The sequence below is a fragment of the Streptomyces tailanensis genome, assembly GCF_008386495.1.
In the GTDB taxonomy this organism is placed as follows: domain Bacteria; phylum Actinomycetota; class Actinomycetes; order Streptomycetales; family Streptomycetaceae; genus Streptomyces; species Streptomyces tailanensis.
The window spans coordinates 75,556-99,285 of record NZ_VTHJ01000028.1 but is presented as its reverse complement, the minus strand read 5'-3'; the positions used below and the strand labels follow the sequence as shown (position 1 = coordinate 99,285).

General features: G+C 68.1%; 21 protein-coding genes. 3 read left to right on the top strand and 18 right to left on the bottom strand.

The genetic code is table 11. The features are described 5' to 3' along the window. Positions 1-37: 37 nt before the first annotated feature. The 8 genes from alaS to F3T56_RS23030 all read right to left on the bottom strand — a co-directional run bounded on the left by alaS (position 38) and on the right by F3T56_RS23030 (position 8,948). Positions 38-2,710 (bottom strand): alanine--tRNA ligase, encoded by a 2,673-nt coding sequence (gene alaS / locus F3T56_RS23065; protein WP_149827276.1) that lies wholly within the window; start codon positions 2,708-2,710, stop codon positions 38-40. Continuing rightward, positions 2,710-3,084, bottom strand: a complete 375-nt coding sequence (locus F3T56_RS23060) for a hypothetical protein (protein WP_149827275.1) — start codon at positions 3,082-3,084, stop codon at positions 2,710-2,712. Before F3T56_RS23060 ends, alaS begins: the two co-directional genes overlap by 1 nt. Before the next feature lie 7 nt (positions 3,085-3,091). Continuing rightward, positions 3,092-3,547: a DUF948 domain-containing protein gene (locus tag F3T56_RS23055; protein WP_172639082.1), complete on the bottom strand. Its 456-nt coding sequence runs from the start codon at positions 3,545-3,547 to the stop codon at positions 3,092-3,094. A gap of 188 nt (positions 3,548-3,735) precedes the next feature. Next, positions 3,736-4,350 carry a 30S ribosomal protein S4 gene (gene rpsD, locus F3T56_RS23050; RefSeq protein ID WP_149827274.1) on the bottom strand — a complete coding sequence of 205 codons (615 nt, stop codon included), beginning with the start codon at positions 4,348-4,350 and terminating at the stop codon, positions 3,736-3,738. 424 nt (positions 4,351-4,774) lie between these two features. Continuing rightward, positions 4,775-6,121 (bottom strand): replication-associated recombination protein A, encoded by a 1,347-nt coding sequence (locus tag F3T56_RS23045; protein WP_149827273.1) that lies wholly within the window; start codon positions 6,119-6,121, stop codon positions 4,775-4,777. Between the two features lie 68 nt (positions 6,122-6,189). After that, positions 6,190-6,828 (bottom strand): vitamin K epoxide reductase family protein, encoded by a 639-nt coding sequence (locus F3T56_RS23040; protein WP_149827272.1) that lies wholly within the window; start codon positions 6,826-6,828, stop codon positions 6,190-6,192. A gap of 136 nt (positions 6,829-6,964) precedes the next feature. Continuing rightward, positions 6,965-8,227 carry a histidine--tRNA ligase gene (hisS, locus tag F3T56_RS23035; RefSeq protein ID WP_149827271.1) on the bottom strand — a complete coding sequence of 421 codons (1,263 nt, stop codon included), beginning with the start codon at positions 8,225-8,227 and terminating at the stop codon, positions 6,965-6,967. Positions 8,228-8,240: 13 nt separating this feature from the next. Continuing rightward, positions 8,241-8,948 carry an MBL fold metallo-hydrolase gene (locus tag F3T56_RS23030; protein WP_149827270.1) on the bottom strand — a complete coding sequence of 236 codons (708 nt, stop codon included), beginning with the start codon at positions 8,946-8,948 and terminating at the stop codon, positions 8,241-8,243. 168 nt (positions 8,949-9,116) lie between these two features. On the opposite strand from F3T56_RS23030, the gene F3T56_RS23025 reads away from it, so the two are divergent. Together F3T56_RS23025 and F3T56_RS23020 are read left to right on the top strand one after the other, a co-directional pair. After that, positions 9,117-9,962, top strand: a complete 846-nt coding sequence (locus F3T56_RS23025; RefSeq protein WP_149827269.1) for a peptidylprolyl isomerase — start codon at positions 9,117-9,119, stop codon at positions 9,960-9,962. A gap of 136 nt (positions 9,963-10,098) precedes the next feature. Continuing rightward, positions 10,099-11,328 carry a DUF349 domain-containing protein gene (locus F3T56_RS23020; RefSeq protein ID WP_149827268.1) on the top strand — a complete coding sequence of 410 codons (1,230 nt, stop codon included), beginning with the start codon at positions 10,099-10,101 and terminating at the stop codon, positions 11,326-11,328. 316 nt (positions 11,329-11,644) lie between these two features. Here F3T56_RS23020 and F3T56_RS23010 read toward each other — a convergent pair whose 3' ends face one another. From F3T56_RS23010 to F3T56_RS22980, 7 genes are all read right to left on the bottom strand, one after another. Continuing rightward, a complete protein-coding gene (locus F3T56_RS23010) occupies positions 11,645-12,160 on the bottom strand; it encodes a hypothetical protein (RefSeq protein ID WP_149827266.1) in 516 nt (171 codons plus the stop codon). A 167-nt stretch (positions 12,161-12,327) separates the two neighbouring features. Next, on the bottom strand, positions 12,328-14,901 hold the full coding sequence (locus tag F3T56_RS23005) for a RelA/SpoT family protein (RefSeq protein ID WP_149827265.1): 2,574 nt from the start codon (positions 14,899-14,901) through the stop codon (positions 12,328-12,330). A gap of 305 nt (positions 14,902-15,206) precedes the next feature. Continuing rightward, positions 15,207-15,755 carry an adenine phosphoribosyltransferase gene (locus F3T56_RS23000; RefSeq protein WP_149827264.1) on the bottom strand — a complete coding sequence of 183 codons (549 nt, stop codon included), beginning with the start codon at positions 15,753-15,755 and terminating at the stop codon, positions 15,207-15,209. Next, positions 15,752-16,846 (bottom strand): protein translocase subunit SecF, encoded by a 1,095-nt coding sequence (gene secF / locus F3T56_RS22995; RefSeq protein WP_149827263.1) that lies wholly within the window; start codon positions 16,844-16,846, stop codon positions 15,752-15,754. Before secF ends, F3T56_RS23000 begins: the two co-directional genes overlap by 4 nt. Before the next feature lies 1 nt (position 16,847). Next, positions 16,848-18,596, bottom strand: a complete 1,749-nt coding sequence (secD, locus tag F3T56_RS22990; RefSeq protein ID WP_149827262.1) for a protein translocase subunit SecD — start codon at positions 18,594-18,596, stop codon at positions 16,848-16,850. Positions 18,597-18,727: 131 nt separating this feature from the next. Beyond that, positions 18,728-19,222 carry a preprotein translocase subunit YajC gene (gene yajC, locus F3T56_RS22985; RefSeq protein WP_149827261.1) on the bottom strand — a complete coding sequence of 165 codons (495 nt, stop codon included), beginning with the start codon at positions 19,220-19,222 and terminating at the stop codon, positions 18,728-18,730. Between the two features lie 208 nt (positions 19,223-19,430). Beyond that, positions 19,431-20,117 (bottom strand): hypothetical protein, encoded by a 687-nt coding sequence (locus F3T56_RS22980; protein WP_149827260.1) that lies wholly within the window; start codon positions 20,115-20,117, stop codon positions 19,431-19,433. A gap of 728 nt (positions 20,118-20,845) precedes the next feature. Between F3T56_RS22980 and F3T56_RS22975 the strand changes: the two genes are divergently transcribed. Next, positions 20,846-21,370, top strand: a complete 525-nt coding sequence (locus F3T56_RS22975) for a hypothetical protein (protein ID WP_149827259.1) — start codon at positions 20,846-20,848, stop codon at positions 21,368-21,370. A 65-nt stretch (positions 21,371-21,435) separates the two neighbouring features. On the opposite strand, the gene ruvB is transcribed toward F3T56_RS22975, so the two are convergent. From ruvB to ruvC, 3 genes are all read right to left on the bottom strand, one after another. Next, complete coding sequence (gene ruvB, locus F3T56_RS22970) at positions 21,436-22,491, bottom strand: Holliday junction branch migration DNA helicase RuvB (RefSeq protein WP_149827258.1); 1,056 nt, start codon at positions 22,489-22,491, stop codon at positions 21,436-21,438. A 64-nt stretch (positions 22,492-22,555) separates the two neighbouring features. After that, positions 22,556-23,161: a Holliday junction branch migration protein RuvA gene (gene ruvA, locus F3T56_RS22965; protein ID WP_149827257.1), complete on the bottom strand. Its 606-nt coding sequence runs from the start codon at positions 23,159-23,161 to the stop codon at positions 22,556-22,558. Next, positions 23,158-23,706, bottom strand: a complete 549-nt coding sequence (gene ruvC, locus F3T56_RS22960) for a crossover junction endodeoxyribonuclease RuvC (RefSeq protein ID WP_149827256.1) — start codon at positions 23,704-23,706, stop codon at positions 23,158-23,160. The genes ruvA and ruvC overlap by 4 nt, the downstream gene beginning before the upstream one ends. Between the last annotated feature and the right edge of the window lie 24 nt (positions 23,707-23,730).

Below are 23,730 nucleotides of genomic sequence, written 5' to 3'. Positions count from 1 at the left end.
ACCGGGCCGTCGTCTTCGCTCGCGTGAGGGGTCGTGCTCACTTGGCCGTCTCGCCGACCAGTCGCTCGACGGCGTCCACGGCTTCGCCGATGGCGGCCGGGTTCTGGCCACCGCCCTGGGCGACGTCGGGCTTGCCGCCACCGCCACCGCCGAGGGTCTTGGCGGCCGTACGGACCAGATCGCCGGCCTTCAGACCACGCTCGCGGGCGGCCTCGTTGGTGGCGATGACCGTCAGCGGCTTACCGTTCACCGCGGTGAACAGGGCGACCACGGCGGCCCGGCCTCCCTGGATGCGTCCGCGCACGTCGAGGACCAGCTTGCGCAGGTCGTCGGCGGTCGTGCCGTCCGGGACCTGACCGGTCACGAGAGCAACGCCGCGGATGTCCTTGGCGGACTCGGCGAGACCGGCGGCGGCCTGCAGAACCTTCTCCGCGCGGAACTTCTCGATCTCCTTCTCGGCGTCCTTCAGCTTGCCGAGCATGGCGGAGACCTTCTCCGGGAGCTCCTCCGGGCGGCCCTTGATCAGCTCCTGGAGCTGGGCGACGACCGTGTGCTCACGGGCGAGGAAGTTGTAGGCGTCGACACCGACGAGGGCCTCGATACGGCGCACACCCGAGCCGATCGAGGACTCGCCGAGAAGCTTGACCAGCCCCAGCTGGGCGGTGTTGTGGACGTGCGTGCCGCCGCACAGTTCCTTGGAGAAGTCGCCGATGGTGACGACGCGGACGCGCTCGCCGTACTTCTCGCCGAACTCGGCGATGGCGCCCTGCTTCCTGGCCTCGTCGATGCCCATGATGTCGGCGCGGACGTCGAGGTCGCGGGCGAGTACCTCGTTGATCTTCTGCTCGACGTCGGTCATCACGGCCGTCGGAACGGCGGACGGGGAACCGAAGTCGAAGCGGAAGCGGCCGGGCTGGTTCTCGGAACCGGCCTGGGCGGCCGTCGGGCCGAGGGCGTCGCGCAGCGCCTGGTGGGTGAGGTGCGTGGCCGAGTGGGCGCGGGCGATGGCCTTGCGGCGCAGGCCGTCGATCGAGGCCTGGGCCTTGGCGCCGACGGTGACCTCGCCTACCTGGACGACGCCCTTGTGGACGTACACGCCCGGGACCGGCTTCTGGCAGTCTCGGATCTCGATGACGGCACCGGAGTCGACCTTGATGCGGCCGGTGTCGCCGATCTGGCCGCCGCCCTCGGCGTAGAACGGGGTGCGGTCGAGGACGATCTCGACCTCGTCGCCCTCGGTGGCGACCGGGGAGGAGACGCCGTCGACGAGGATGCCGACGATCGTCGTCTCGCCCTCGGTGTCCGCGTAGCCGATGAAGTCGGTCTCGCCGGCGGTGTCGGCGATCTCGCGGTAGGCGCCGAGGTCGGCGTGGCCGGTCTTCTTGGACCGGGCGTCGGCCTTGGCCTTGTCCCGCTGCTCCTTCATCAGACGGCGGAAGCCGTCCTCGTCCACGGAGAGGCCCTGCTCGGCGGCCATCTCCAGGGTGAGGTCGATCGGGAAGCCCCAGGTGTCGTGGAGCAGGAACGCCTTGTCGCCGGGCAGCTGCTTGCCACCGGCGGCCTTGGTGTCGGTGATGGCCGTGTCGAGGATGTTCGTGCCGGCCTTCAGCGTCTTGAGGAAGGCGTTCTCCTCGGCGAGGGCGACCTTCTCGATGCGCTCGCGATCGGTGATCAGCTCCGGGTACTGCTGGCCCATCATGCCGATGACGACGTCGATGAGATCCTTGACTACCGGGCCGGTGGCGCCGAGCAGCCGCATGTTGCGGATGGCGCGGCGCATGATGCGGCGCAGGACGTAGCCACGGCCCTCGTTGCCGGGGGTGACGCCGTCGCCGATGAGCATCACGGCGGTGCGGATGTGGTCGGTGACCACGCGCAGGGAGACGTCGGAGTCCTTGGCGTCGCCGTAACGGACACCGGTGAGCTCGGTGGCCTTGTTGATGACGGCCATGGAGGTGTCGATCTCGTACATGTTCTGCACGCCCTGCAGAATCATGGCGAGGCGCTCCAGGCCGAGGCCCGTGTCGATGTTCTTGCTGGGCAGCTCGCCGAGGATCTCGAAGTCCTCCTTCGAGGTGCCCTCGCCGCGCTCGTACTGCATGAAGACCAGGTTCCAGATCTCCACATACCGCTCGTCGTTGACGGCCGGGCCGCCCTCGACGCCGAACTCGGGGCCGCGGTCGTAGTTGATCTCGGAGCACGGGCCGCACGGGCCGGGGACGCCCATGGACCAGTAGTTGTCCTTCATGCCGAGACGCTGGATGCGCTCCTTGGGCACGCCGATCTGCTCGTGCCAGATACGCTCGGCCTCGTCGTCGTCCTTGTAGACAGTGATCCAGAGCTTCTCCGGCTCCAGGCCGTAACCACCCTTGTCCTGGGGGCTGGTGAGCAGCTCCCAGGCGTACTTGATGGCGCCTTCCTTGAAGTAGTCGCCGAAGGAGAAGTTGCCGCACATCTGGAAGAACGTGCCGTGCCGGGTGGTCTTGCCGACCTCTTCGATGTCCGGCGTACGGACGCACTTCTGGACGCTGGTGGCGCGGGTGAAGGAAGGCTTGACCTCGCCCAGGAAGTACGGCTTGAACGGGACCATGCCCGCGTTGACCAGGAGCAGAGTCGGGTCGTCCGCGATGAGCGACGCCGAAGGGACGACGGTGTGACCGCGCTCCTCGAAGAAGCTCAACCAGCGGCGGCGGATTTCAGCCGACTCCATCAGTGGTCCTCATTCCGGTTGTACGGGTACGACGAGCTCTCGACGTACCTCTGATTCCTGCTGTACTTCGGTGTGTTGCTGTTCTCGATGGCGATGACGCGCCGGGGGGCCGGAAGCTCCGGAACCTGGTCGGGGTTGGCCTCGATGCCGAGTGCCTCGCCCAGTTCGGCCTCCCGCTGGGCCATGTTGTCGCGGACCTCGAGCGCGAAGCCGACCGCCCGGTCCTTGAGCCTGCCGCCCGCCTCGATCGCTTTGTTCGCCGCCTGGGTGGCGAGGTGCTCGGGGGTGAGCTGCTTGAGCTTGCGGTTGACCTTGGTGGTGGCCCACACTCCGGCGGCGACACCTGTGGTGAACCAGAACGTACGGCGGAACATCGCTCGGTCAGTCCTTCTTTCCACGAGTGTTCCGCCTGCTCCGGCGCGCGCCCGGAACGGTACGGCCCACGATCACGGTACGCCGCTGCTCCTTGGCGGGCTCGCCCTCCCGGCGGCCGCCGATGGCCCGGCGTACGCCGTAGCCGAAGGCGGCGACCTTGACGAGGGGGCCGCCGAAGGTGGACGCGACGGTCGTGGAGAGCGCCGAGGCGTTCGACGTGACCTCCTGGACGTCGGACGCGATGGCGTCGACCCGGTCGATCTGCGTCTGCGCGGAGCGGACGGCACTGGAGGCGTCGGCGAGGAGGGGGACGGCCTGGTCGGTCACGTCCGCGACGAGCTTGGTGGTCGCCTTGAGCGTCTGGGCCAGCCTCGCCAGCGCGACGGCGAGGAAGGAGACCAGGATCGCCCAGAAGACGGCCACCAGGATCCCGGCCACCTCTCCACCGGACACTGTGTGCACCCGCTCCCTGGAACATGCCTGAACGTCGAAAAGTCGTGTCCCGAGCCTATCGCGCCGGGGCTGCCGCTCCGTACCGCATTAAGACGCAGGGGCAGTAAGGCGAGAGCCCGCCGTCCCGCCCGCCTCGGAAGGCGGGGAGACGACGGGCTGACGCTTGCTGCGTGGGTACTACGTCCGTCGAAAAAGGATCAACGGGCGTAGTACTCGACGACGAGCTGCTCGTCGCAGATGACCGGGACTTCCTTGCGGTTGGGCTCGCGGTCCAGGCGGAACGCCAGGGCCTTGAGGTTCACCTGGAGGTAGCGCGGGGTCTCACCGTCGGCCGCGAAGCCGCCCTCGCGGGCGATCTCGAACAGCGGCTTCTGGCGGCTGCGCTCACGGACCATGACGACGTCGTCCGGCTTGACGCGGAAGGACGGCTTGTCGACCTTGTGGCCGTTGACCTCGATGTGGCCGTGGACGACCATCTGGCGGGCCTGGTAGATCGTGCGGGCGATGCCCGAACGCAGGACCAGCGCGTCGAGACGGCGCTCGAGCTCGATGATCAGGGCCTCACCGGTCTTGCCCTGGACCTTGGAGGCACGCTCGTAGGCGCGGACGAGCTGACGCTCGGACACGTCGTACTGCGCGCGCAGACGCTGCTTCTCGAGCAGACGGACCTTGTAGTCCGAGTTCTGCTTGCGGCCACGGCCGTGCTCGCCCGGCGGGTAGGGGCGGGCCTCGAAGTACTTGACGGCCTTCGGGGTCAGCGCGATGCCGAGGGCACGCGACTTCTTGACCTTGGGGCGGGACTGGTTCGCCACTTTTTCCTTCTTTTCCTTGATTCGGCTGCCTCAGGGTTACGGGAGGTCGCATCCGCAGCCGGGGAATCCCGTCAGGTCCACGAGGGACGTGTCAGGTAGCCGCTCCCCTGGTCTGGGCACATACATGCAGCACACGAACGGCCCACCGACCGCTCCCGGAGCTCCGGGTGGTAGTGGGCTGCCCGCGACACCTACGACGGTGCGCGACGCTCCTGGATCAAAAGATCCGGCTGGATGTCCCGCTTGAGGCGCCGACCGGAGCCGGACACGGGACGCAGCACTTTGAACCCTCCCCCAGCTGTAGCAGAGGGATTCCTGGCTCAGGAAGCCCCGCAGGTCAGCGACCTGAAAGGTCTTACTCCCTCAACACCAGCCGGGACGGAACCTGCCCGGTATGAAGGATTCTACAGGGCGTTCAGGACCGCTAGCGACCGAGGTGCTTCCTGGTCCACTCCACGGCGTCCGCGTAGCGCGCCTCGGCGCCGTGCCTGGTGGGGGTGTAGTACTCGCGGTCCTTCAGGGCGTCCGGTGCGTACTGCTGGGTGGCGATGCCCTCAGGCAGGTCATGCGGGTAGACGTATCCCTGGGCGTGCCCGAGTTTGGCCGCGCCCTTGTAGTGCCCGTCCCGCAGGTGCGGCGGCACGGGCCCGGCCAGGCCTTTCCGTACGTCTTCCATGGCGGCGCCGATGGCCATGGTCGCGGCGTTCGACTTGGGGGCCAGGGCCAGGGCGATGGTGGCGTGACTGAGGGTGAGGGCGGCCTCGGGGAAGCCGATCATGGCGACGGCCTGGGCGGCGGCGACGGCTATCGGCAATGCGTTTGGATCGGCGAGGCCGATGTCCTCGCTGGCGGAGATCATCAGTCGGCGGGCGATGAACCGGGGGTCCTCGCCGGCCTCGATCATGCGGGCCAGATAGTGCAGCGCGGCGTCGACGTCGGAGCCGCGGATGGACTTGATGAGGGCGCTCGCCACGTCGTAGTGCTGGTCGCCGTCGCGGTCGTACTTCACGGCGGCCCGGTCGACGGTCTCCTCGAGGGTCGTCAGGCCGATCTCCCGCTCCCCCTTGTCGAGGGCGGCTCCGGCGGCGGCCTCCAGAGCGGTCAGGGCGCGGCGGGCGTCGCCGCCGGCGATGCGCAGGAGGTGGGCCTCGGTGTCCTCGGGGAGGGTGACGGCGCCCTTGAGGCCGCGCTCGTCGGTCAGCGCCCGCTTGAGGAGGCCGCGCAGGTCGTCGTCGGTGAGCGGTTCGAGGGTGAGGAGCAGGGAGCGGGACAGGAGGGGGGAGATCACCGAGAAGTACGGGTTCTCCGTCGTCGCCGCGATCAGGGTGACCCAGCGGTTCTCGACGGCCGGGAGCAGCGAGTCCTGCTGGGCCTTGCTGAAGCGGTGGATCTCGTCCAGGAAGAGGACGGTCTCCTTGCCGAAGCCTCCGGTGGCCCGGCGGGCGCCGTCGATGACCGCGCGGACCTCCTTGACGCCGGCGGTGATCGCGGAGAGCTCCACGAAGCGCTTGTTGGTGGCCTTGGAGACGACGTACGCGAGGGTGGTCTTGCCGGTGCCGGGTGGGCCCCAGAGGATCACGGAGGAGGGACCAGCCGGGCCGCCCCCCGATTCACCGACCAGTCTGCGCAGCGGCGAACCGGGCTTGAGCAGGTGCTGCTGGCCCACGACCTCGTCGAGGGTGCGCGGGCGCATGCGCACGGCCAGGGGACTGCTTGAGGGGTCCTTCTCCTGGCGTTCTTCTGCTGCGGCGGTGAACAGATCGGGCTCCACGCTGAAAACCCTATGTCACGCCACTGACAGTCCGGTCGGGACCGCCTGCCCACTCGGAGGGCGGGCCGTCAGCTGGTCCAGAAGTCCCACCAGCGAGTCAGGATCAGCATGCCGATGATGCCGACGTGCATGACGGGCAGGACCCAGGTGAACTCGCCGAAGAAACCCTTCAGCCAGGCGGGCGCGGGCAGGAAGCCGTTGCGGATGTTGAACGACGTCACGTACCAGAACATCAGGATCGTGGCGACCCAGGCCAGGCAGCACCACAGGCAGAGCGAGTTGATGTTGTACAGCGACTGGTACTGCAGCCAGGTCACGAAGCCGACGCCGAAGAGGGTGCCCGCGTTGAAAGTGAGCCAGTACCAGCGGGGGAAGGTCGCCCGGGCCAGCAGGCTCATGCCGACGCCGATGACGATGCCGTAGGCGACGAGGCCGAGCATCGGGTTGGGGAACCCGAAGACGGAGGCCTGGTCGCTCTTCATGATGTTGCCGCAGGAGACGACCGGATTGAGGCTGCACCCGGGGGTGAAGTTCGGGTCCTCCAGCAGCTTGAACTTGTCGAGCGTGATGACCCAGGAGGCGAGCAGTCCGGCCGCGCCGGTGATCAGCAGCAGGATCGCGAAGGCGCGACTGCCGCCCACCGTGCGAGGGGCCTCGGTCTGTGCCCGCTCCGTGGAGGAGACGTCCTTGACTGTCGTCTTGCTCATCACGTCGTTTCCGTAGCTTCAAGGGGACTCTGGGGCACGGTCATTGTGCCGTACACCCTCGCGCGGGCACCGTTCGCTGGGCATAAAAGTCGCCCCTACCACCCGTAAAGGGCGGTAGGGGCGGCACCGGCTTGACTCAGCCCAGCCGGGCCTCCAGCTCGGCCACGATCTCGTTCACGCCGATGGCCACCTGCTCGCCGGACTCCATGTCCTTGAGCTGGACGACACCCTCGGCGAGGTCGCGCTCCCCGGCGACGATCGCGTAGCGCGCGCCGCTCCGGTTGGCGTTCTTCATCGCGCCCTTCAGGCCCTTCCCGCCGTACGAGAAGTCGGCCGCGATGCCCACCTTGCGCAGCTCCGTGACCTTGGCGAAGAGGACTCGGCGGGCCTCCTCGCCGAGTGGGACGGCGAAGACGCTGGTGGAGGCGGGGAGTTCGAGCTCGACGCCCTCCGCTTCCAGAGCCAGGACCGTACGGTCGACGCCCAACGCCCAACCCACCGACGGCAGCGCCGGGCCGCCGATCATCTCGGAGAGGCCGTCGTAGCGACCGCCGCCGCCCACCGCGGACTGGGAACCGAGACCGTCGTGGACGAACTCGAAGGTCGTACGGGTGTAGTAGTCCAGGCCACGGACCAGCTTCAGGTCGTCCTCGAAGGAGACGCCCGCCGCCGTGATCAACTCGCGTACCTCTTCGTGGTACCCCTTGCAGGCGTCACAGAGGTAGTCACGCAGAAGAGGGGCTCCCGACAGCTGCTTCTGGACCGACTCCCGCTTGTCGTCCAGGACGCGCAGGGGGTTGATCTCGGAGCGGCGGAGGGTGTCCTCGTCCAGGTCCAGGCCGCGCAGGAAGTCCTGCAGGGCGGCCCGGTAGACGGGACGGCACTCCTTGTCGCCCAGGCTGTTGAGGAGGATGCGGAAGTTGCGCAGCCCCAGCGAGCGGTACGCCTGGTCGGCCAGGATGATCAACTCGGCGTCCAGCGCCGGGTCCTCGGCGCCGATGGCCTCGGCGCCGACCTGGGAGAAGTGGCGGTAACGGCCTGCCTGCGGCGCCTCGTAGCGGTAGTACGAGCCCGAGTACCAGAGCTTGACGGGGAGGTTGCCCTGCCGGTGCAGGCTCGCCTCCAGCGTGGCACGCAGTACGGACGCGGTGCCCTCGGGACGCAGTGCGAGCCTGTCGCCGCCCTTGGTCTCGAATGCGTACATCTCCTTGGTCACGATGTCGGTGGACTCGCCGACACCGCGGGCGAAGAGCTCGACGTTCTCGAAGCCGGGCGTCTCGATGTAGCCGTAGCCGGAGTTCCTCAGCGGCGCGGCGATCGCCTCACGCACCGCGAGGAACCTCGCCGAGCGGGGCGGCAGCAGGTCGTACGTGCCCTTGGGGGCCTGAAAGGTGCTCACGGAAGGTCTCTCGTCACATTCCTCGTCGGGGAGCCCCGGGGGCTCCCTGGCCGGCCGCCACTTCCCGCAGATACGGGTTGGTGGCGCGTTCCTGGCCGATGGTCGTCTGGGGGCCGTGGCCGGACAGCACCACGGTCGAGTCGTCGAGCGGCAGGCACACGCGGGCCAGCGAGTCGAGCATCTCGGCCATGTCACCGCCGGGCAGGTCGGTGCGTCCGATGGAGCCGGCGAAGAGCAGATCCCCGGAAAAGAAGACCGAGGGGATCTCGGTCGTCTCGGGCATCCGGAAGGTCACCGACCCCTTGGTATGGCCGGGGGCGTGCGCGACGGACAGCTCCAGACCGGCCAGCTCCAGCTTGGCGCCGTCGGCCAGCTCCTTGACGTCACCGGGCTCCCCGATGGTCAGCTCGCCCATGAGGGGCATTCCGATGGAACGGCCGAGCGCCTTCTCCGGGTCGCTCATCATGTACCGGTCCTCGGGGTGGATCCACGCCGGTACGTCGTGCGCGCCGCACACGGGGACGACCGAGGCCACGTGGTCGAGGTGGCCGTGGGTGAGGACGACGGCGACGGGCTTGAGCCGATGCTTCTTGAGCGTCTCCTCGACTCCCTGGGTGGCCTGATGGCCCGGGTCGATGATCACGCACTCCTCACCGGCGGCGGGGGCGACCAGATAACAGTTGGTCCCCCAGGCCCCGGCGGGGAACCCGGCAATGAGCACGATCGTCCTTCGATTCGTCGTACGGGGGTGGGTTGCTGTGGATCAGAGCCTACCGGCGCTGCCGTTTCCTCAGCGAACCCATATACGGTACGGGTCACACACAAGCAGCCGACTCACGAGACGTGCGACGCGCCCGTCGACGTACGAGACGTATGAGGAGAGAACCCGGTGGTCAGCCAGGAGCAGCGGCGGCGTCAGCTCGCCCGGGAGAAGTTCTTGCGGCAGCAGCAGCGGCGCACCCAGGCCAGGCGCAAGTCACATGTCCGCAACGCCGTGATCGCCTCGGTTCTCGGCGTGATCCTGGTCGGCAGCGTGGCGCTGTACACGACGGACGTCCTCAAGGGCGACGACAAGAAGGACAACGCGAGCGCGGAGGTGACGCCGAGCGCCTCGCCGAGCAAGGCGCCGGATCCGTGCGAGAAGGCGGCCGCGGGCAAGGTCAAGGAGCTCACCTTCAAGAAGGAGCCCGCGATCACCGTCGACAAGACCGCGAAGTACACGATGGATCTGCAGACGACCTGCGGTGACATCGGCATAACGATGGACGCGGCGAAGACCCCGCGCACCGTGAACTCGTTCAACTTCCTCGTGAACAAGGGGTACTTGGACCACACCAAGTGCCACCGGCTCACCACGCAGGGCATCTACGTGCTCCAGTGCGGTGACCCGCAGGGCACCGGCATGGGCGGTCCCGGCTACACGATCCCGGACGAGAACCTGAAGGACTCGCGTCTGAAGGGCGATGTGTACCCGGCGGGCACGGTCGCGATGGCGAACCAGTTCAACGCGCAGACCGGCGAGGGCAAGAACAGTGGTGGCAGCCAGTTCTTCCTGGTCTTCCAGGACAGTCCGCTGCCGGCGAACTACACACCGTTCGGCACGGTCTCCGAGGCCGGCATGAAGGTCCTGAAGAAGATCGCCGACGCGGGTGCCCAGCCCGCGGACCCCCAGACGTACAACACAGCACCCAACGCGACCGTGGTAATCAATAAGGCGACTGTCAAGAAATCCTGACCGTCACCGGTGGAATTTCGGTCGCGCGGGATGCGGACAGGCAACCCGCCGGTCGCCTATGTTGGCCGTGACGAAACTGTGGACGATGCCCGGGGGAGCTTCAGGCCCCCCGCAGGCATCATGTGGAGGAGGCGCTGTGAGCAGCGACCCGTGGGGCCGCGTCGACGAGACGGGGACCGTGTACGTGCGTACGGCCGACGGCGAGCAGGTCGTCGGCTCCTGGCAGGCCGGCTCCCCCGAGGAGGCGCTGGCCTACTTCGAGCGCAAGTACGAAGGCCTGGTTGTCGAGATCGGCCTCCTCGAGAAGCGAGTGAAGACCACCGACCTGTCGGCGAAGGACGCGCAGGCCGCGATCGACCACATTCGGGAGCAGGTCGACGCGCACCACGCGGTCGGTGACCTGGACGCGCTCAAGGTGCGACTGGACAAGCTCGTCGAGACCGTCGAGGCGCGCCGTGAGGAGCGCAAGCAGCAGCGGGCGAAGCAGTCCGACGAGGCCCGGCACGCCAAGGAGGCGCTGGTCACCGAGGCGGAGGAGCTGGCCCAGTCCGACCAGTGGCGGGCCGCCGGTGAGCGGCTGCGTGCCCTGGTGGACACCTGGAAGGGTCTGCCGCGGCTCGACCGGAAGTCCGACGACGAGCTGTGGCACCGGTTCTCGCACGCCCGCTCCGCGTTCTCCAAGCGTCGCAAGGCCCACTTCGCGCAGCTCGACGCGCAGCGCGAGGATGCCCGCAAGACCAAGGAGAAGCTGGTCGCGGAGGCCGAGGCGCTGTCGGGCTCCACGGACTGGGGTCCCACGGCGGCGCGCTACCGCGAGCTGATGTCCGACTGGAAGGCCGCGGGCCGCGCCCAGCGCGAGCACGAGGACGACCTGTGGAACCGTTTCCGCGGTGCCCAGGACGTGTTCTTCGCCGCCCGTAGCTCGGTGTTCGCCGAGCGCGACGCGGAGCAGTCGGAGAACCTCAAGCTCAAGGAGGAGCTGGCCGAGGAGGCGGAGAAGATCCTTCCGGTCACGGATCTCAAGGCGGCCCGCGCGGCCTTCCGCTCGGTCAACGAGCGCTGGGAGGCCATCGGCCACGTGCCGCGCGACGCCCGTCCGAAGGTCGAGGGCCGGATGCACGCGGTCGAGCGCGCGATCCAGGAGGCCGAGGAAGCGGAGTGGCGCCGCACCAACCCGGAGGCCCGCGCCCGCGCGGCCGGCCTCACGGGCCAGCTCCAGGCCGCCGTGGACAAGCTCCAGGGCCAGATCGAGCAGGCCCGCGCCCAGGGCAACAACGCCAAGGCCGACAAGCTCCAGAAGGAGCTCGACGGCCGCCAGGCCCTCCTGGACCAGGCGCTGAAGGGTCTGCAGGAGTTCGGCGGCTGAGGCAAGCACACACGCGAAAGGGTTAGGCCCCGGGTACCGGGGCCTAACCCTTTCGGCCATCAGTGACACAGACTCACGCGGAGATAATCAGCTCCGCCGCCGCGCGACATGGATAACGCTTATTAGGGCAACACCCGCGAGGAGACCGGACAAGCCCCAGGAAATACTTGGCGTTCCGTCGTTGCGTTCCCAGCCGATGGCGGAAAAAATCCACACCACAACGAGAACCGTAAGGGGCGCCCACTGTCGCGTTCGGATACTCCGCCGCTTGACTTCCTCGCGAGACATTCACCCTCCAAGCTGTCAATCCGTGCGTTTACTTGTTCTTGTTGAACTTCAGCTTGCAGTGCTTGTTGGTGCACGCGGGCTTGAAGTTCACCTTGCCCCTCGGCACGGGGGTCGGCCCGACGAATCTGCTGCTGTAGTAGGTCGCTGTCACCTTGAAGTCCTCCGCATAGCTACAGACCGGTATCTTGCCGGCCAAGCAGGTCTGCGCCCGGCCAGTGGCCGCCCACTTCACGATCTTGCTGGACTTGGATGACTGGTACGGCTTGTTGTAGTCGAGATTCCAGCCGAGGAGCTTGGCGGGTGCGGTGGTGGAGTTCTCCGACCATGCACGACTGCTGGTGATCTTCCCCTTGCTGTTCTCGCAGATCTGCACCCGCGTGGTGATCTGCCCAATACGTGTGGAGACCTTTGCCTCCGAGAGGTAGTACGTCTTGCTGTACGTCTTGCATCCCGCCGCCGCCGCCGGAGTGGTGGTAAACGCGACACCCCCCGCGAGTACCGCCCCCGTCAACGCCCCAGCCGCGACACGACGTCTGATGCTCATGCTTCCCCCAACGATTGAGATTTTGGCCTGCGTTCTTCGACGCGGGACAAAAATATGACGCCTGACGGGGCCACATCAATCGATTTGAGCATCATCTGAGTTCTGGCAGAGCATCCAGTTACCGCGCGTCGCAACCGCCACCGATCGGCCGCCTGTTCTCTTTTCTTTTATCCAGGCCGACGCGCCGAGGTCACGCGGTACACGTCGTACACGCCCTCCACGCCCCGTACGGCCTTCAGGACGTGGCCCAGGTGTTTCGGGTCGCCCATCTCGAAGGTGAAGCGGGAGGTGGCGACGCGGTCGCGGGAGGTCTGGACGGCGGCCGACAGGATGTTGACGTGCTGGTCGGAGAGGACGCGGGTGACGTCCGAGAGCAGGCGGGAGCGGTCCAGGGCCTCGACCTGTATGGCGACGAGGAAGACCGAGGACTGGGTGGGGGCCCACTCGACTTCGAGGATGCGCTCGGGCTCGCGGGACAGCGACTCGACGTTGACGCAGTCGTTGCGGTGAACCGATACGCCACTGCCGCGGGTGACGAAGCCGATGATCGGGTCGCCGGGGACGGGCGTACAACAGCGGGCCAGCTTGACCCAGACGTCGTCGACGCCCTTGACCACGACACCGGGGTCGTTGCTGCCGCGCCGCTTGCGGCTCCGGCTGCGGGTGGGCGGTACGGACTCGTCGATCTCCTCGGTGGCGGCCTCCTCGCCGCCGAGGGCCTGGACGAGCTTCTGCACCACGCTCTGCGCGGAGACATGGCCCTCGCCTATGGCCGCGTACAGCGCGGAGATGTCCGGGTAGCGCATCTCGTGCGCCAGGGTGACCAGTGAGTCGCCGGTGAGGATGCGCTGGATCGGCAGGTTCTGCTTGCGCATCGCGCGGACGATGGCGTCCTTGCCCTGCTCGATGGCCTCGTCGCGCCGCTCCTTGGAGAACCAGGCGCGGATCTTGTTGCGGGCCCGGGGGGACTTCACGAAGCCGAGCCAGTCGCGGGAGGGGCCCGCGCCGGCGGCCTTGGAGGTGAAGACCTCCACCAGGTCGCCGTTGTCCAGGGTGGATTCGAGGGGCACCAGGCGGCCGTTGACCCTCGCGCCTATGGTGCGGTGGCCGACCTCGGTGTGGACCGCGTACGCGAAGTCGACGGGGGTCGCGCTGGCCGGCAGCGCTATCACGTCGCCCTTGGGCGTGAAGACGAAGACCTCGTTGCGGGACAGGTCGAAGCGCAGGGACTCCAGGAACTCGCCTGGGTCCTCGGTCTCCTTCTGCCAGTCCAGCAGCTGCCGCAGCCACGCCATGTCGTTGAGGTGGTCGTCCTTGCCCGTGCTCCGGGGAGCATCGGTGCGGACCTTGGAGGCGCCGGCGACGGCCTCCTGCTTGTACTTCCAGTGCGCGGCGATGCCGTACTCGGCGCGGCGGTGCATGTCGAACGTACGGATCTGGAGTTCGACCGGCTTGCCGTTGGGTCCGATGACCGTCGTGTGCAGCGACTGGTACATGTTGAACTTGGGCATCGCGATGTAGTCCTTGAACCGCCCCGGAACCGGGTTCCAGCGGGCGTGGACCGTGCCCAGAGCCGCGTAGCAGTCGCGGACGGTGTCCACCAGGACGCGAATGCCGACCAGGTCGTAGATCTCCGCGAAGTCACGGCCGCGGACGATCATCTTCTGGTAGACGCTGTAGTAGTGCTTCGGGCGGCCGGTGACCGTGGCCTTGATGCGGGCGGCGCGCAGGTCCTGCTGGACCTCGTCGGTCACTATGGCCAGATACTCGTCACGCTTCGGTGCCCTCTCGGCCACCAGCCGGACGATCTCGTCGTACATCTTGGGGTAGAGGATCGCGAAGGCGAGGTCCTCCAGCTCCCACTTGATGGTGTTCATGCCCAGGCGGTGGGCGAGCGGCGCGTAGATCTCCAGGGTCTCGCGGGCCTTCTTCTCCTGCTTCTCGCGCTTGAGGTAGCGCATGGTGCGCATGTTGTGCAGGCGGTCGGCGAGCTTGATGACCAGGACGCGGGGGTCCTTGGCCATGGCGACGACCATCTTGCGCACGGTCTCGGCCTGGGCGGCCTCGCCGAACTTGACCTTGTCGAGCTTGGTGACGCCGTCGACGAGGAGGGCGACGGAGTCGCCGAAGTCGCGGCGGAGCTGGTCGAGGCCGTACTCGGTGTCCTCGACCGTGTCGTGCAGCAGGCCCGCCATCAAGGTGGCCGGATCCATGCCCAGCTCGGCGAGGATCGTGGTCACCGCGAGGGGGTGGGTGATGTACGGGTCGCCGCTCTTGCGCTTCTGGCCGCGGTGCCAGCGCTCGGCGACCTGGTAGGCCTTCTCGATCTGGCGGAGCGTCGACGTCTCGATCTTCGGGTCGTTGCTGCGCACGATCCGCAGCAGCGGCTCCAGGACCGGGTTGTACGGGTTGGAGCGCTGCACGCCGAGCCGGGCGAGGCGGGCGCGGACGCGGTTGGAGGAGCCGGAGCGGGTGGGCTGGCCCGTGGCCGCGGGGCGGGCCGCGGGTGCCGGGGCCGGAGCGGCGGGGCGCTCGGGAGGGGCGGGCTTGGGGCGCGGCTGCTCGGCGGCCCTGTCGGCGGGCGCGGACTGGGCGTGCTCGACCGAGCCCTTCGCGGAGTTCGCGGTCGCGGCGGCGGACGCGGGGTTCATCGCCTTCGGCGCGGCTTGCGCGGGCTTGGCCGCGGGGCCCGAGGCGGATTCGGGCTTGGCGGCGGTCAGGTGCTGGGCCTCGTCTGCCAAGAGGGCTCCTCGTGCGCGATCCGGGTCCCCCGGTCAGGCTCCGGAGACCCCATGGTAGCGATCCATCGCCCCGGGATCGCCTTCAGGCCACTGTGAAGGCCGTCTATCCATGAAACGCCAGAGGCGGGCACCGGATTCCTCCGGGCGGCCTCGGGGTTGCGTGTGGTGGTCAGTCACCGTACTTCAGGGATTGTCAGCCACGTACGGACTGTGGGTGGCGGACGCAAACCACTCACCGCACACTCCGCACAGCGAAACAGGCGCCCCGGGAACGAATCCCGAAGCGCCCGTTCGCGCAAGCCGTCTCAGACGGTGATCAGTGCCTCCAGCGGCGCCCCGGCCAGAGCGGACTCCAGCCGCCGTCGGCCCGCCAGGAACGCCAGCTCCATCAGCACTGCGACACCGGCCACCTCGGCGCCCGCACGGCGGATCAGCTGGAGGGAAGCCTCGGCCGTGCCGCCGGTCGCGAGGACGTCGTCGATGACCATGACGCGGTCGCCCGCGACCAGGTCCTCGGCGTGCACCTCGATCTCGGCGGAGCCGTACTCCAGGTCGTACGCCTGGCTGAGCGTGGCTCCGGGGAGCTTGCCCGCCTTGCGTACGGGGATGAAGCCGACGCCGGCCCGGACGGCGACCGGGGCGCCCAGGATGAAGCCGCGGGCCTCCAGGCCGACGATCTTCGTGGCGCCGTGCCGCACGGTCAGTTCCGCCAGCGCGTCCGTCAGCGCGGTGAACGCCGCCGGGTCGGCAAGCAGCGGGGTGATGTCCTTGAACATCACGCCCGGCTGCGGGTAGTCCGCGACGTCACGGATGCGGCTGAGCAGCAGCGGCGTGATCTCCGCGAGCTCGGTCATCGCCGCTTACCGCCCCGGCCACGGCTGCGGGCGCCGGACTGGGTGCGCGGGCCGACCACCGCGGGGGTGGCGTCCTCGGGCTCGTCGTCCAAGGGCCCGTCGGCGGCCAGCTCGACCTCGTGCTCGGCCTGGGCACGCTTGGCCAGTACGCGCTTCTTGAGGGCCTTCAGCTGCGGCTCGCGCTCCTTGAGGTCGGCGACGAGCGGCGTGGCGATGAAGATCGAGGAGTACGCACCGGCCGCGAGGCCGACGAACAGCGACAGCGAGATGTCGTTCAGCATGCCCGCACCGAGGACACCGCCACCGATGAACAGCAGACCGGCGACCGGGAGCAGCGCGACCACCGTGGTGTTGATGGAACGCACCAGGGTGCTGTTGATCGAGCGGTTGGCGATGTCGCTGTACGTCCAGCGGTTCTGCTTGGTGATGTCCTTCGTCTGCTCCTTGAGGCTGTCGAAGACGACGACCGTGTCGTAGAGCGAGTAACCGAGGATCGTGAGCAGACCGATCACCGTACCCGGCGTCACCTCGAAGCCGACGAGGGCGTAGATGCCGACCGTGATGGTGATGTCGTGGACCAGGGCGACGAACGCGGCGACCGCCATGCGCCACTCGAACGCGATCGCCAGATAGATCACCACGAGGACCATGAAGATCCCGAGGCCCTGCCAGGCCTTGTTGGCGATCTGGTCACCCCAGCTGGGGCCGACCAGGTCGGCGTTGATCTTCTCCGGGGCCATTTTTAGGTCTTCGGCGAGCGTCTGCTTGATCTCGTCGGACTTGCCGGTGTCGACACCGGAGATCTGGATGCGCAGGGTGTCGTTGCCGAGCTTCTGGACGATCGCCTGGTGGCCGGAGGCCTCTGTGGCGTACTCCTCCGCCTGGGACACCGAGACACTCGTCTTCGGCGTGGTGAAGACGGCACCGCCCTGGAACTCGATGCCCATGTTCAGGCCGCGGACCGCGAGGCCGACGATGGCCGCGATGGTGATCAGGATGGAGACGGCATACCAGATCTTGCGGTTGCCGACGAAGTCGTAACCGACCTCGCCGCGGTGGAGTCGGGCTCCGAGGTCGCCGAGCTTCGACATCTCAGGCCTCCTTGGGGTCGGCGGTGGCGGCGGGACGGCGGGTGCGGCGCAGCGGAGGCTGGGCACCCAGACGCTTCGGGTCGAGGCCGGACCATGTGTGGCCGCTCGCGAAGAACTTGCTGCGGGCGAGGATCGTCAGCAGCGGCTTCGTGAAGAGGAAGACGACCACCACGTCGAGCAGGGTGGTGAGGCCCAGCGTGAACGCGAAGCCCTGCACCTTGTCCACGGTGACGACGAACAGCACCGCAGCCGCCAAGAACGACACGAAATCGGAGACCAGGATGGTGCGCCGGGCGCGCGGCCAGGCCCGCTCGACGGCGGGGCGCAGCGAGCGACCTTCGCGGATCTCGTCCCGGACGCGTTCGAAATACACGATGAAGGAGTCCGCCGTGATGCCGATCGCGACGATCGCACCGCAGACGGCCGGCAGGTTCAGAGCGAAGCCGATGGCCGGGCCTAGCAGCGACATGATCAGGTAGGTCAGGGTTCCAGAGACCAACAGCGAGACGATGGCGATGAGCGACAGGCCGCGATAGTAGACGAGCAGGTAGATCACGACCAGGGCGAGACCGATCGCACCGGCGATCAGACCGGCCTCCAGTTGGTCACCGCCGAGCACGGGGCTGACGGTGGTGACGCTCGCCTCTGTGAAGGTCAACGGGAGAGCGCCGTACGACAGCATATTGGCGAGGTTCTGGGCCTCTTCCTGGGTGAAGTTGCCGGAGATCTCGGCCTTGCCGCCGGTCACCGCGCTGTTGACGTACGGGTGCGAGACGACCTCGTCGTCGAGGACGATCGCGAACTCGTTCATGGGAGAGGTCTGGCCCGCCAACTGACCGGTGATCTCGGCGAACTTGTCGCCTCCACCGGAGTTGAAGTCCATGACGACCTTCCAGCCGGCACCCGTCGTGGTGTCGAGGATGGCCTCTGCCTTCGTCACATCGGTGCCGTCGACGCCGACCGGGCCGAGCATGAACTTGCTCCAGCCGCCGTTGTCCTCGCCACAGGCGACCACGGGCTCGGTGCTCTTGCCCTTGCCGGCCTCGGCGCGCTGCTTCGGGTCTGTGCAGTCGAGAGCGGCGAACTTCGCCTGGAGCACCTGGATGTCCGCGTCGGCGCTCGCCGACGGCGAGGCACCGTCGGTGGCCTTGGCCGACTCGGAGGTGCTCGTGGAAGGCGTGGGGTCCGCCTTGAGCGCGTCGGTCACCGCACGGCCCTGGGAGGTTGGGGAGGTCGACGGGCTGGCGGAGTCGGACGAGGTCTCGCCGTCGGAGTTCGTCGGGCTCGGCGAGGTGCTGCCACTGGAGCCGGTGCTCGGAGTGTCACTCGGGGTGGGCGTCGCAGCGGCGCCGACCTGGCTCTGCAGGACCGGACGGAAATACAGCTTCGCGGTGGTGCCGACCTGGTCCCGGGCCTCTTCGGAGTTCGTGCCCCTGGGAATGTTGACGATGATGTTTTCCCGGCCCAGGGTCTGGACCTCGGCCTCGGACACACCCAGACCGTTGACACGGCGGTGCATGATCTCGACCGCGGTGTCCATGTTGGTCTTGTTGATCGCCGATTCCTGGCCGCTCCTCGCCTCGAGCGTGATGCTCGTACCGCCGGCGAGGTCGATGCCGAGACGCGGAGTGGTGTGTCCGGAGGCAAACATTCCCCCGGTGAGCGCCACGATGGCGATCAGGATGAGGGCCAGCGCGCGCCAAGGCTTGCTCTGGGCTCCCGCGCTCCGGCCCTTCTTCGGTGCTGCCACCTTCTCGTACTCCCTCTCGGGCCGCCGCGCGCCGGGGTCAGCGCGGGGGCGGCCATGACTTGGTCGGAGTCCGGGCGAGAACGGCACGTGCCCAGGGCGCGGTCGGTTCTCGCCGCGCTCCCGGGACGTGACTACTTCGCGTCGGACTCGCCGTGGGTCTTCTTCGGCTCTGCTTCGTCGGCCTTCACCTCGGCCGGCTCGTCGGTCGCGTCGTCCGCCGCGTCCTTCTTGCCGAGGTCGATGCGCTTGTCGTCGGAAGCGGAGGAAGCGTCGTCAGAGGGCTCGTCGGTCTCGGTGAGGGAGGAGGCGTCGTCCGGAACGACGTCGGACTTCAGGTCGTGCTCGATGCCGTGGACGATGCGGTTGTACTCGTCGTCGGTAAGGACGGCACCGATGGCGTTCTTGGCGAACAGCAGCTCGACGCCCGGCCCGGCGTCGACGAGAACCGTGTCCTCGTTGACCTCCTTGACCGTCGCGTACATGCCCCCGATGGTGCGGACGCCGGAACCGGGTTGCATCTGGTTCCGCATGTCGGCGGCCTGCTGCTGCTTCTTCTTGGCCGATCGGGTCATGAGGATCATCGCCCCGATGAGCACGATGAACGGGAGGAGGGCTGCGAGACTCACGGGTCGGAACTTCCTTCACACGACCGCGATGGCGAGCGGCCTGATGGTTGGGGGTATGTATGCCGCCGACAAAGGCGGCATCGGCGGAGTCTAAGCGAGTCCGCGCTCATGGAACAACGCTCAGCATGCCACGGTGGTTCCTCCGCAGCCGTTGCCCCCGTCGTGTCCGGCCGACGAGGACAGCGGCCAGGTCCGGGAGGACCCCGTTTCAGGCCGGTACGTCCAGCAGTCCCTGTCGCAGCGCCACGCTGACGAGCACTTCCTTCTTCCAGCTCCGCTGGACGGACCCGGCCAGCGGACGGAGCCCAAGACGCTGCACCAGGTAGTCGATGTGATGGTCGACCGCCCGGGCAGTCAGCCGGACACCCCACTCGGCAAGCCTGTCCGCGATCGTTGCCGAAGTCGGTACGGGGTGCGCGGGACCAGCGTGTTGTGATTCGCACAGCGCACGGAGCACAGCGAAATACCGGGTTCGCGGGTCCAGGAGACGGTGCGCCGCGTCCTCCTTCGCTTCCTCGGGGCAACCGTGGCCTTCGTGTGGTGCCACCACGGGTTCGGGTCCGAACACGGTGAGCAGCGGCAGGTCGTCGCGGCCGGCCACTGCGACCTGAGCCAACTCGAAGGGAATCACTACCTCTCGTCTTTGGCCCGGTACCCGGATGAACTGCTGCGAGTCCTCCAAGTCCTCTATGAGCAGCGCGGTGAAGCGGCTGAGATTGTCCACCCTCCAGTGGTCGGCGCGAGGCGTCACGGCCCCGACCACGTGACCGGCGTTCTCCGTCTCGATGGTGACGTCCAACGCGCCGCATATGCAATTGCCGAAAGTCAAACGTTCATGAAGTGCAAGATCGCGAAAGCATTCCTCCCCGCTATGTGCACTCCATTTGATGCTCACCGAAGGCTTCGTCACCCCCATCCGCGCCCCGGATGGCCCGCTCCCTCGCCGATCAGGCATTGGACGGACCTCTTTGGCTCTGCGCCTGCCGTTGGGCTCCTCTATTACTTCGGCACTCAGGCCAGTCGACGACATTGTGTATCCCCCAGATCCGTAGAGATCTCTTGCACCCGCCCTGGTCAGTGGCGGTACCGACCCCGCCCAGGCCGGCATGCGACGCAGACATCGGAGGATTGCGCTCCACGGAACGAGCTCGGCGGTGATCCCCGCAACGGGATTCGCCCACACGCTCCTGACGTCGCGCTCTGTGGGTTACCGCAGGCGACGGCACCCTGTGCGGCCGACCGGCAACGGCCAGGATCCGCACGGCTCTTGGGACGGCTCTCTCAAAACTTCCGTCTCTTGTACGCCCTGAGCCTCAACTTCCCCCGTAGTCATCACTGCACGTTACGACTGGAAACCGGATCAAGGCAAGGGGCTGTTGAAGGTTGCAGGAGGTACCACTCGGCGGCGCGGCCCATGGTGATCGCCGTGGTGTGCAAGGAGTCCCGATACCCGTGTGCGCCGCACGTCCTGAACTTGAGGCACATAGCACACCTTCTACGCGATGGACAAGTCTGTGCTCCCTGAGCCCGCACCGGTGCCGCGGCGCGCTCGGCTGCCCATTCTCTGTCTCTGAAGGTGCCCGCGGGACAGCCGCGGGACCGTCTCACGAAGGGCAGCACAGCATGAGGGCTTGGAAAGCGGCATCCGGCGCGCTCCTGGCGACCGCCGTCACCATGGGAGCCTCCGCATCCACCGCGATGGCATCGGTTCCGTCCGCCGCGGCGGCAACCACCAGGTGCACCGGCTACGACCACAACGAGAGAACCATCTCCCTCCCGAATAAGCCGGACATCTGGATGCGCATCATGCTCTGCGTGGAGAGGGTCAGCAGTACTCAGCACTACGCGTACGCCAAGGTCTACTGGGACGCCTCCTTCATCGGCGGCAACCGCTTCGACGGCTTCAAGCTGCATGTCCGGCTGGAGCGGAACGACTCGGTGAAGGACACGTGGACCTGCAACCTCAAGAGCGTGCTCAACGACTGGGACTCCGGCCCCACGAACGGGCACTTCTGTGGTAGCGCGTTCAGTAGTGCCAGCCAGGCCGGGGGGTGGACCGCGGACGGTAAGGCCGACTACGACGTCGACAACGACGGTAAGGGTTACCTCCCCTCCTGGCAGCTCCAGGGCTCACCGTCGGTTTCCTGAACGACGGTCGCATGATGCGGCCCCGGGGCAGCTTTTCTCCGGGGCCGGACAGCGTCCGCAGGACGTCAGAAAGCGGCCTGCTGGCCCCCGCCCGGCGCCGACGGGGGCACCAGGCCGAGGTGCGCCCAGGCGGCGGGGGTCGCCACGCGGCCGCGGGGGGTGCGGGCGAGCAGTCCCTCGCGGACGAGGAAGGGTTCGGCGACCTCTTCGACGGTCTCGCGCTCCTCCCCCACGGCGACGGCGAGTGTGGAGAGACCGACCGGGCCGCCGCCGAAGAGCTTGAGCAGCGCTTCGAGGACGCCGCGGTCGAGGCGGTCGAGTCCGCGGGCGTCGACCTCGTAGACGGCGAGGGCGGCCGAGGCGATGTCGCGCGTGATGATCCCGTCGGCCTTGACCTGCGCGTAGTCCCGTACGCGACGCAGGAGGCGGTTGGCGATACGGGGGGTGCCCCGGGAGCGGCCGGCGATCTCGGCGGCGCCGTCCGCGTTGATCTCGACGTCGAGCAGGCTCGCCGAGCGGTGGATGACGCGCTCCAGTTCGGCGGGCTCGTAGAACTCCATGTGCGCGGTGAAGCCGAAGCGGTCGCGCAGCGGGGGCGGCAGCAGTCCCGCCCGGGTGGTGGCGCCGACCAGCGTGAACGGCGGCAGTTCGAGCGGGATGGCGGTGGCGCCCGGGCCCTTGCCGACGATGACGTCGACCCGGAAGTCCTCCATCGCCATGTAGAGCATCTCCTCGGCGGGCCGGGACATCCGGTGGATCTCGTCGAGGAAGAGGACCTCTCCCTCCTGGAGGGACGAGAGGATCGCGGCCAGGTCCCCTGCGTGCTGGATGGCGGGGCCGGAGGTGATACGGATCGGGGCGCCCATCTCGGCCGCGATGATCATCGACAGGGTGGTCTTGCCGAGGCCCGGGGCGCCGGAGAGCAGGACGTGGTCGGCCGTCGCCCCACGCGCGCGTGCCGCCCGCAGGACCAGGTCGAGCTGCTCCCGGACCTTCTCCTGGCCGATGAACTCGTCCAGGTCCTTGGGGCGCAGGGCCGCCTCGACGGCCTGGTCCTCACGGTCGGCGACAGAACCCACCAGCCGCTCGGGGGTGTCGTCGGTCGTGTCGTCCCAGTTCATTGCGTGTGCCTCGCGGGTCGCGGTCGGTGTGGGCAGATTCGTACGGCGTGCTTCAACAGGTGGGTCAGCGTGCTCTGTTGAGGGTCTGGAGGGCGGCCTTCAGCAACTGGCCCACCTGGGGCGTGCCTTCAGCGGCCTCGGCCTGAGGGGTTACGGCGGTCACGGCCTCGTCGGCCTCTCGGGTGGCGTATCCGAGGCCGATCAGGGCGGCGTGGAGCTGGTCGCGCCAGCCGCTGGTGATCGCCGTACCCACGGCGGGTGCGCCGATGGGTTCGCCCAGCCGGTCCCTCAGTTCCAGGAGCAGCTTCTGGGCGCCTTTCTTGCCGATGCCGGGAACGGCGATCAGGGCCTTCTCGTCTCCGGTCGTGACCGCGCGGCGCAGCGCGTCCGGTGTGTGTACGGCAAGCATCGCCTGGGCCAGCCGGGGGCCCACGCCGCTCGCGGTCTGGAGCAGCTCGAAGACCTGGCGCTCGTCGTCGTCCACGAAGCCGTACAGAGTGAGCGAGTCCTCCCGTACGACGAGGGAGGTGGCGAGCTTGGCGGGTTGGCCGATCCGGAGGGTGGACAGCGTGTTCGGCGTGCACTGGACGGCCATGCCGACCCCGCCCACCTCGACGACGGCGGCGTCGGGAGCGAGTGCGGCGACCGTGCCGCTGACGAAGGCGATCATGCCGTACGGCCTTTCGTTGCTTTGGCTGTGTGCGCTGTGTGCAGAGCCACGGCCTGCTGGAGCCGGTTCTGGGCGGGGGCCCGCCAGATGTGGCAGATGGCGAGCGCGAGGGCGTCGGCCGCGTCCGCCGGCTTCGGGGGTGCGTCGAGCCGCAGCAGGCGGGTGACCATGGCACCGACCTGGGCCTTGTCGGCGCGGCCGCTGCCGGTGACGGCGGCCTTGACCTCGCTGGGGGTGTGCAGGGCGACCGGGATGCCGCGGCGGGCGGCGCAGAGCATGGCGACGGCGCTGGCCTGGGCGGTGCCCATGACCGTCTGTACGTTGTGCTGGCTGAACACCCGCTCCACGGCGACGTATTCGGGGCCGTATTCGTCGAGCCACCGCTCGATGCCCTGCTCGACGGCGACGAGGCGGTGGCCCAACTCGGCGGCCGCGGGCGTTCGGACGACTCCGACGCCGAGCATGGTCAGTGGCCGTCCGGCGACGCCTTCGACCACACCGACACCGCACCGCGTCAGTCCCGGGTCCACCCCCAGTACGCGCACGTGCGCCCCCTCCCGTCGATCACC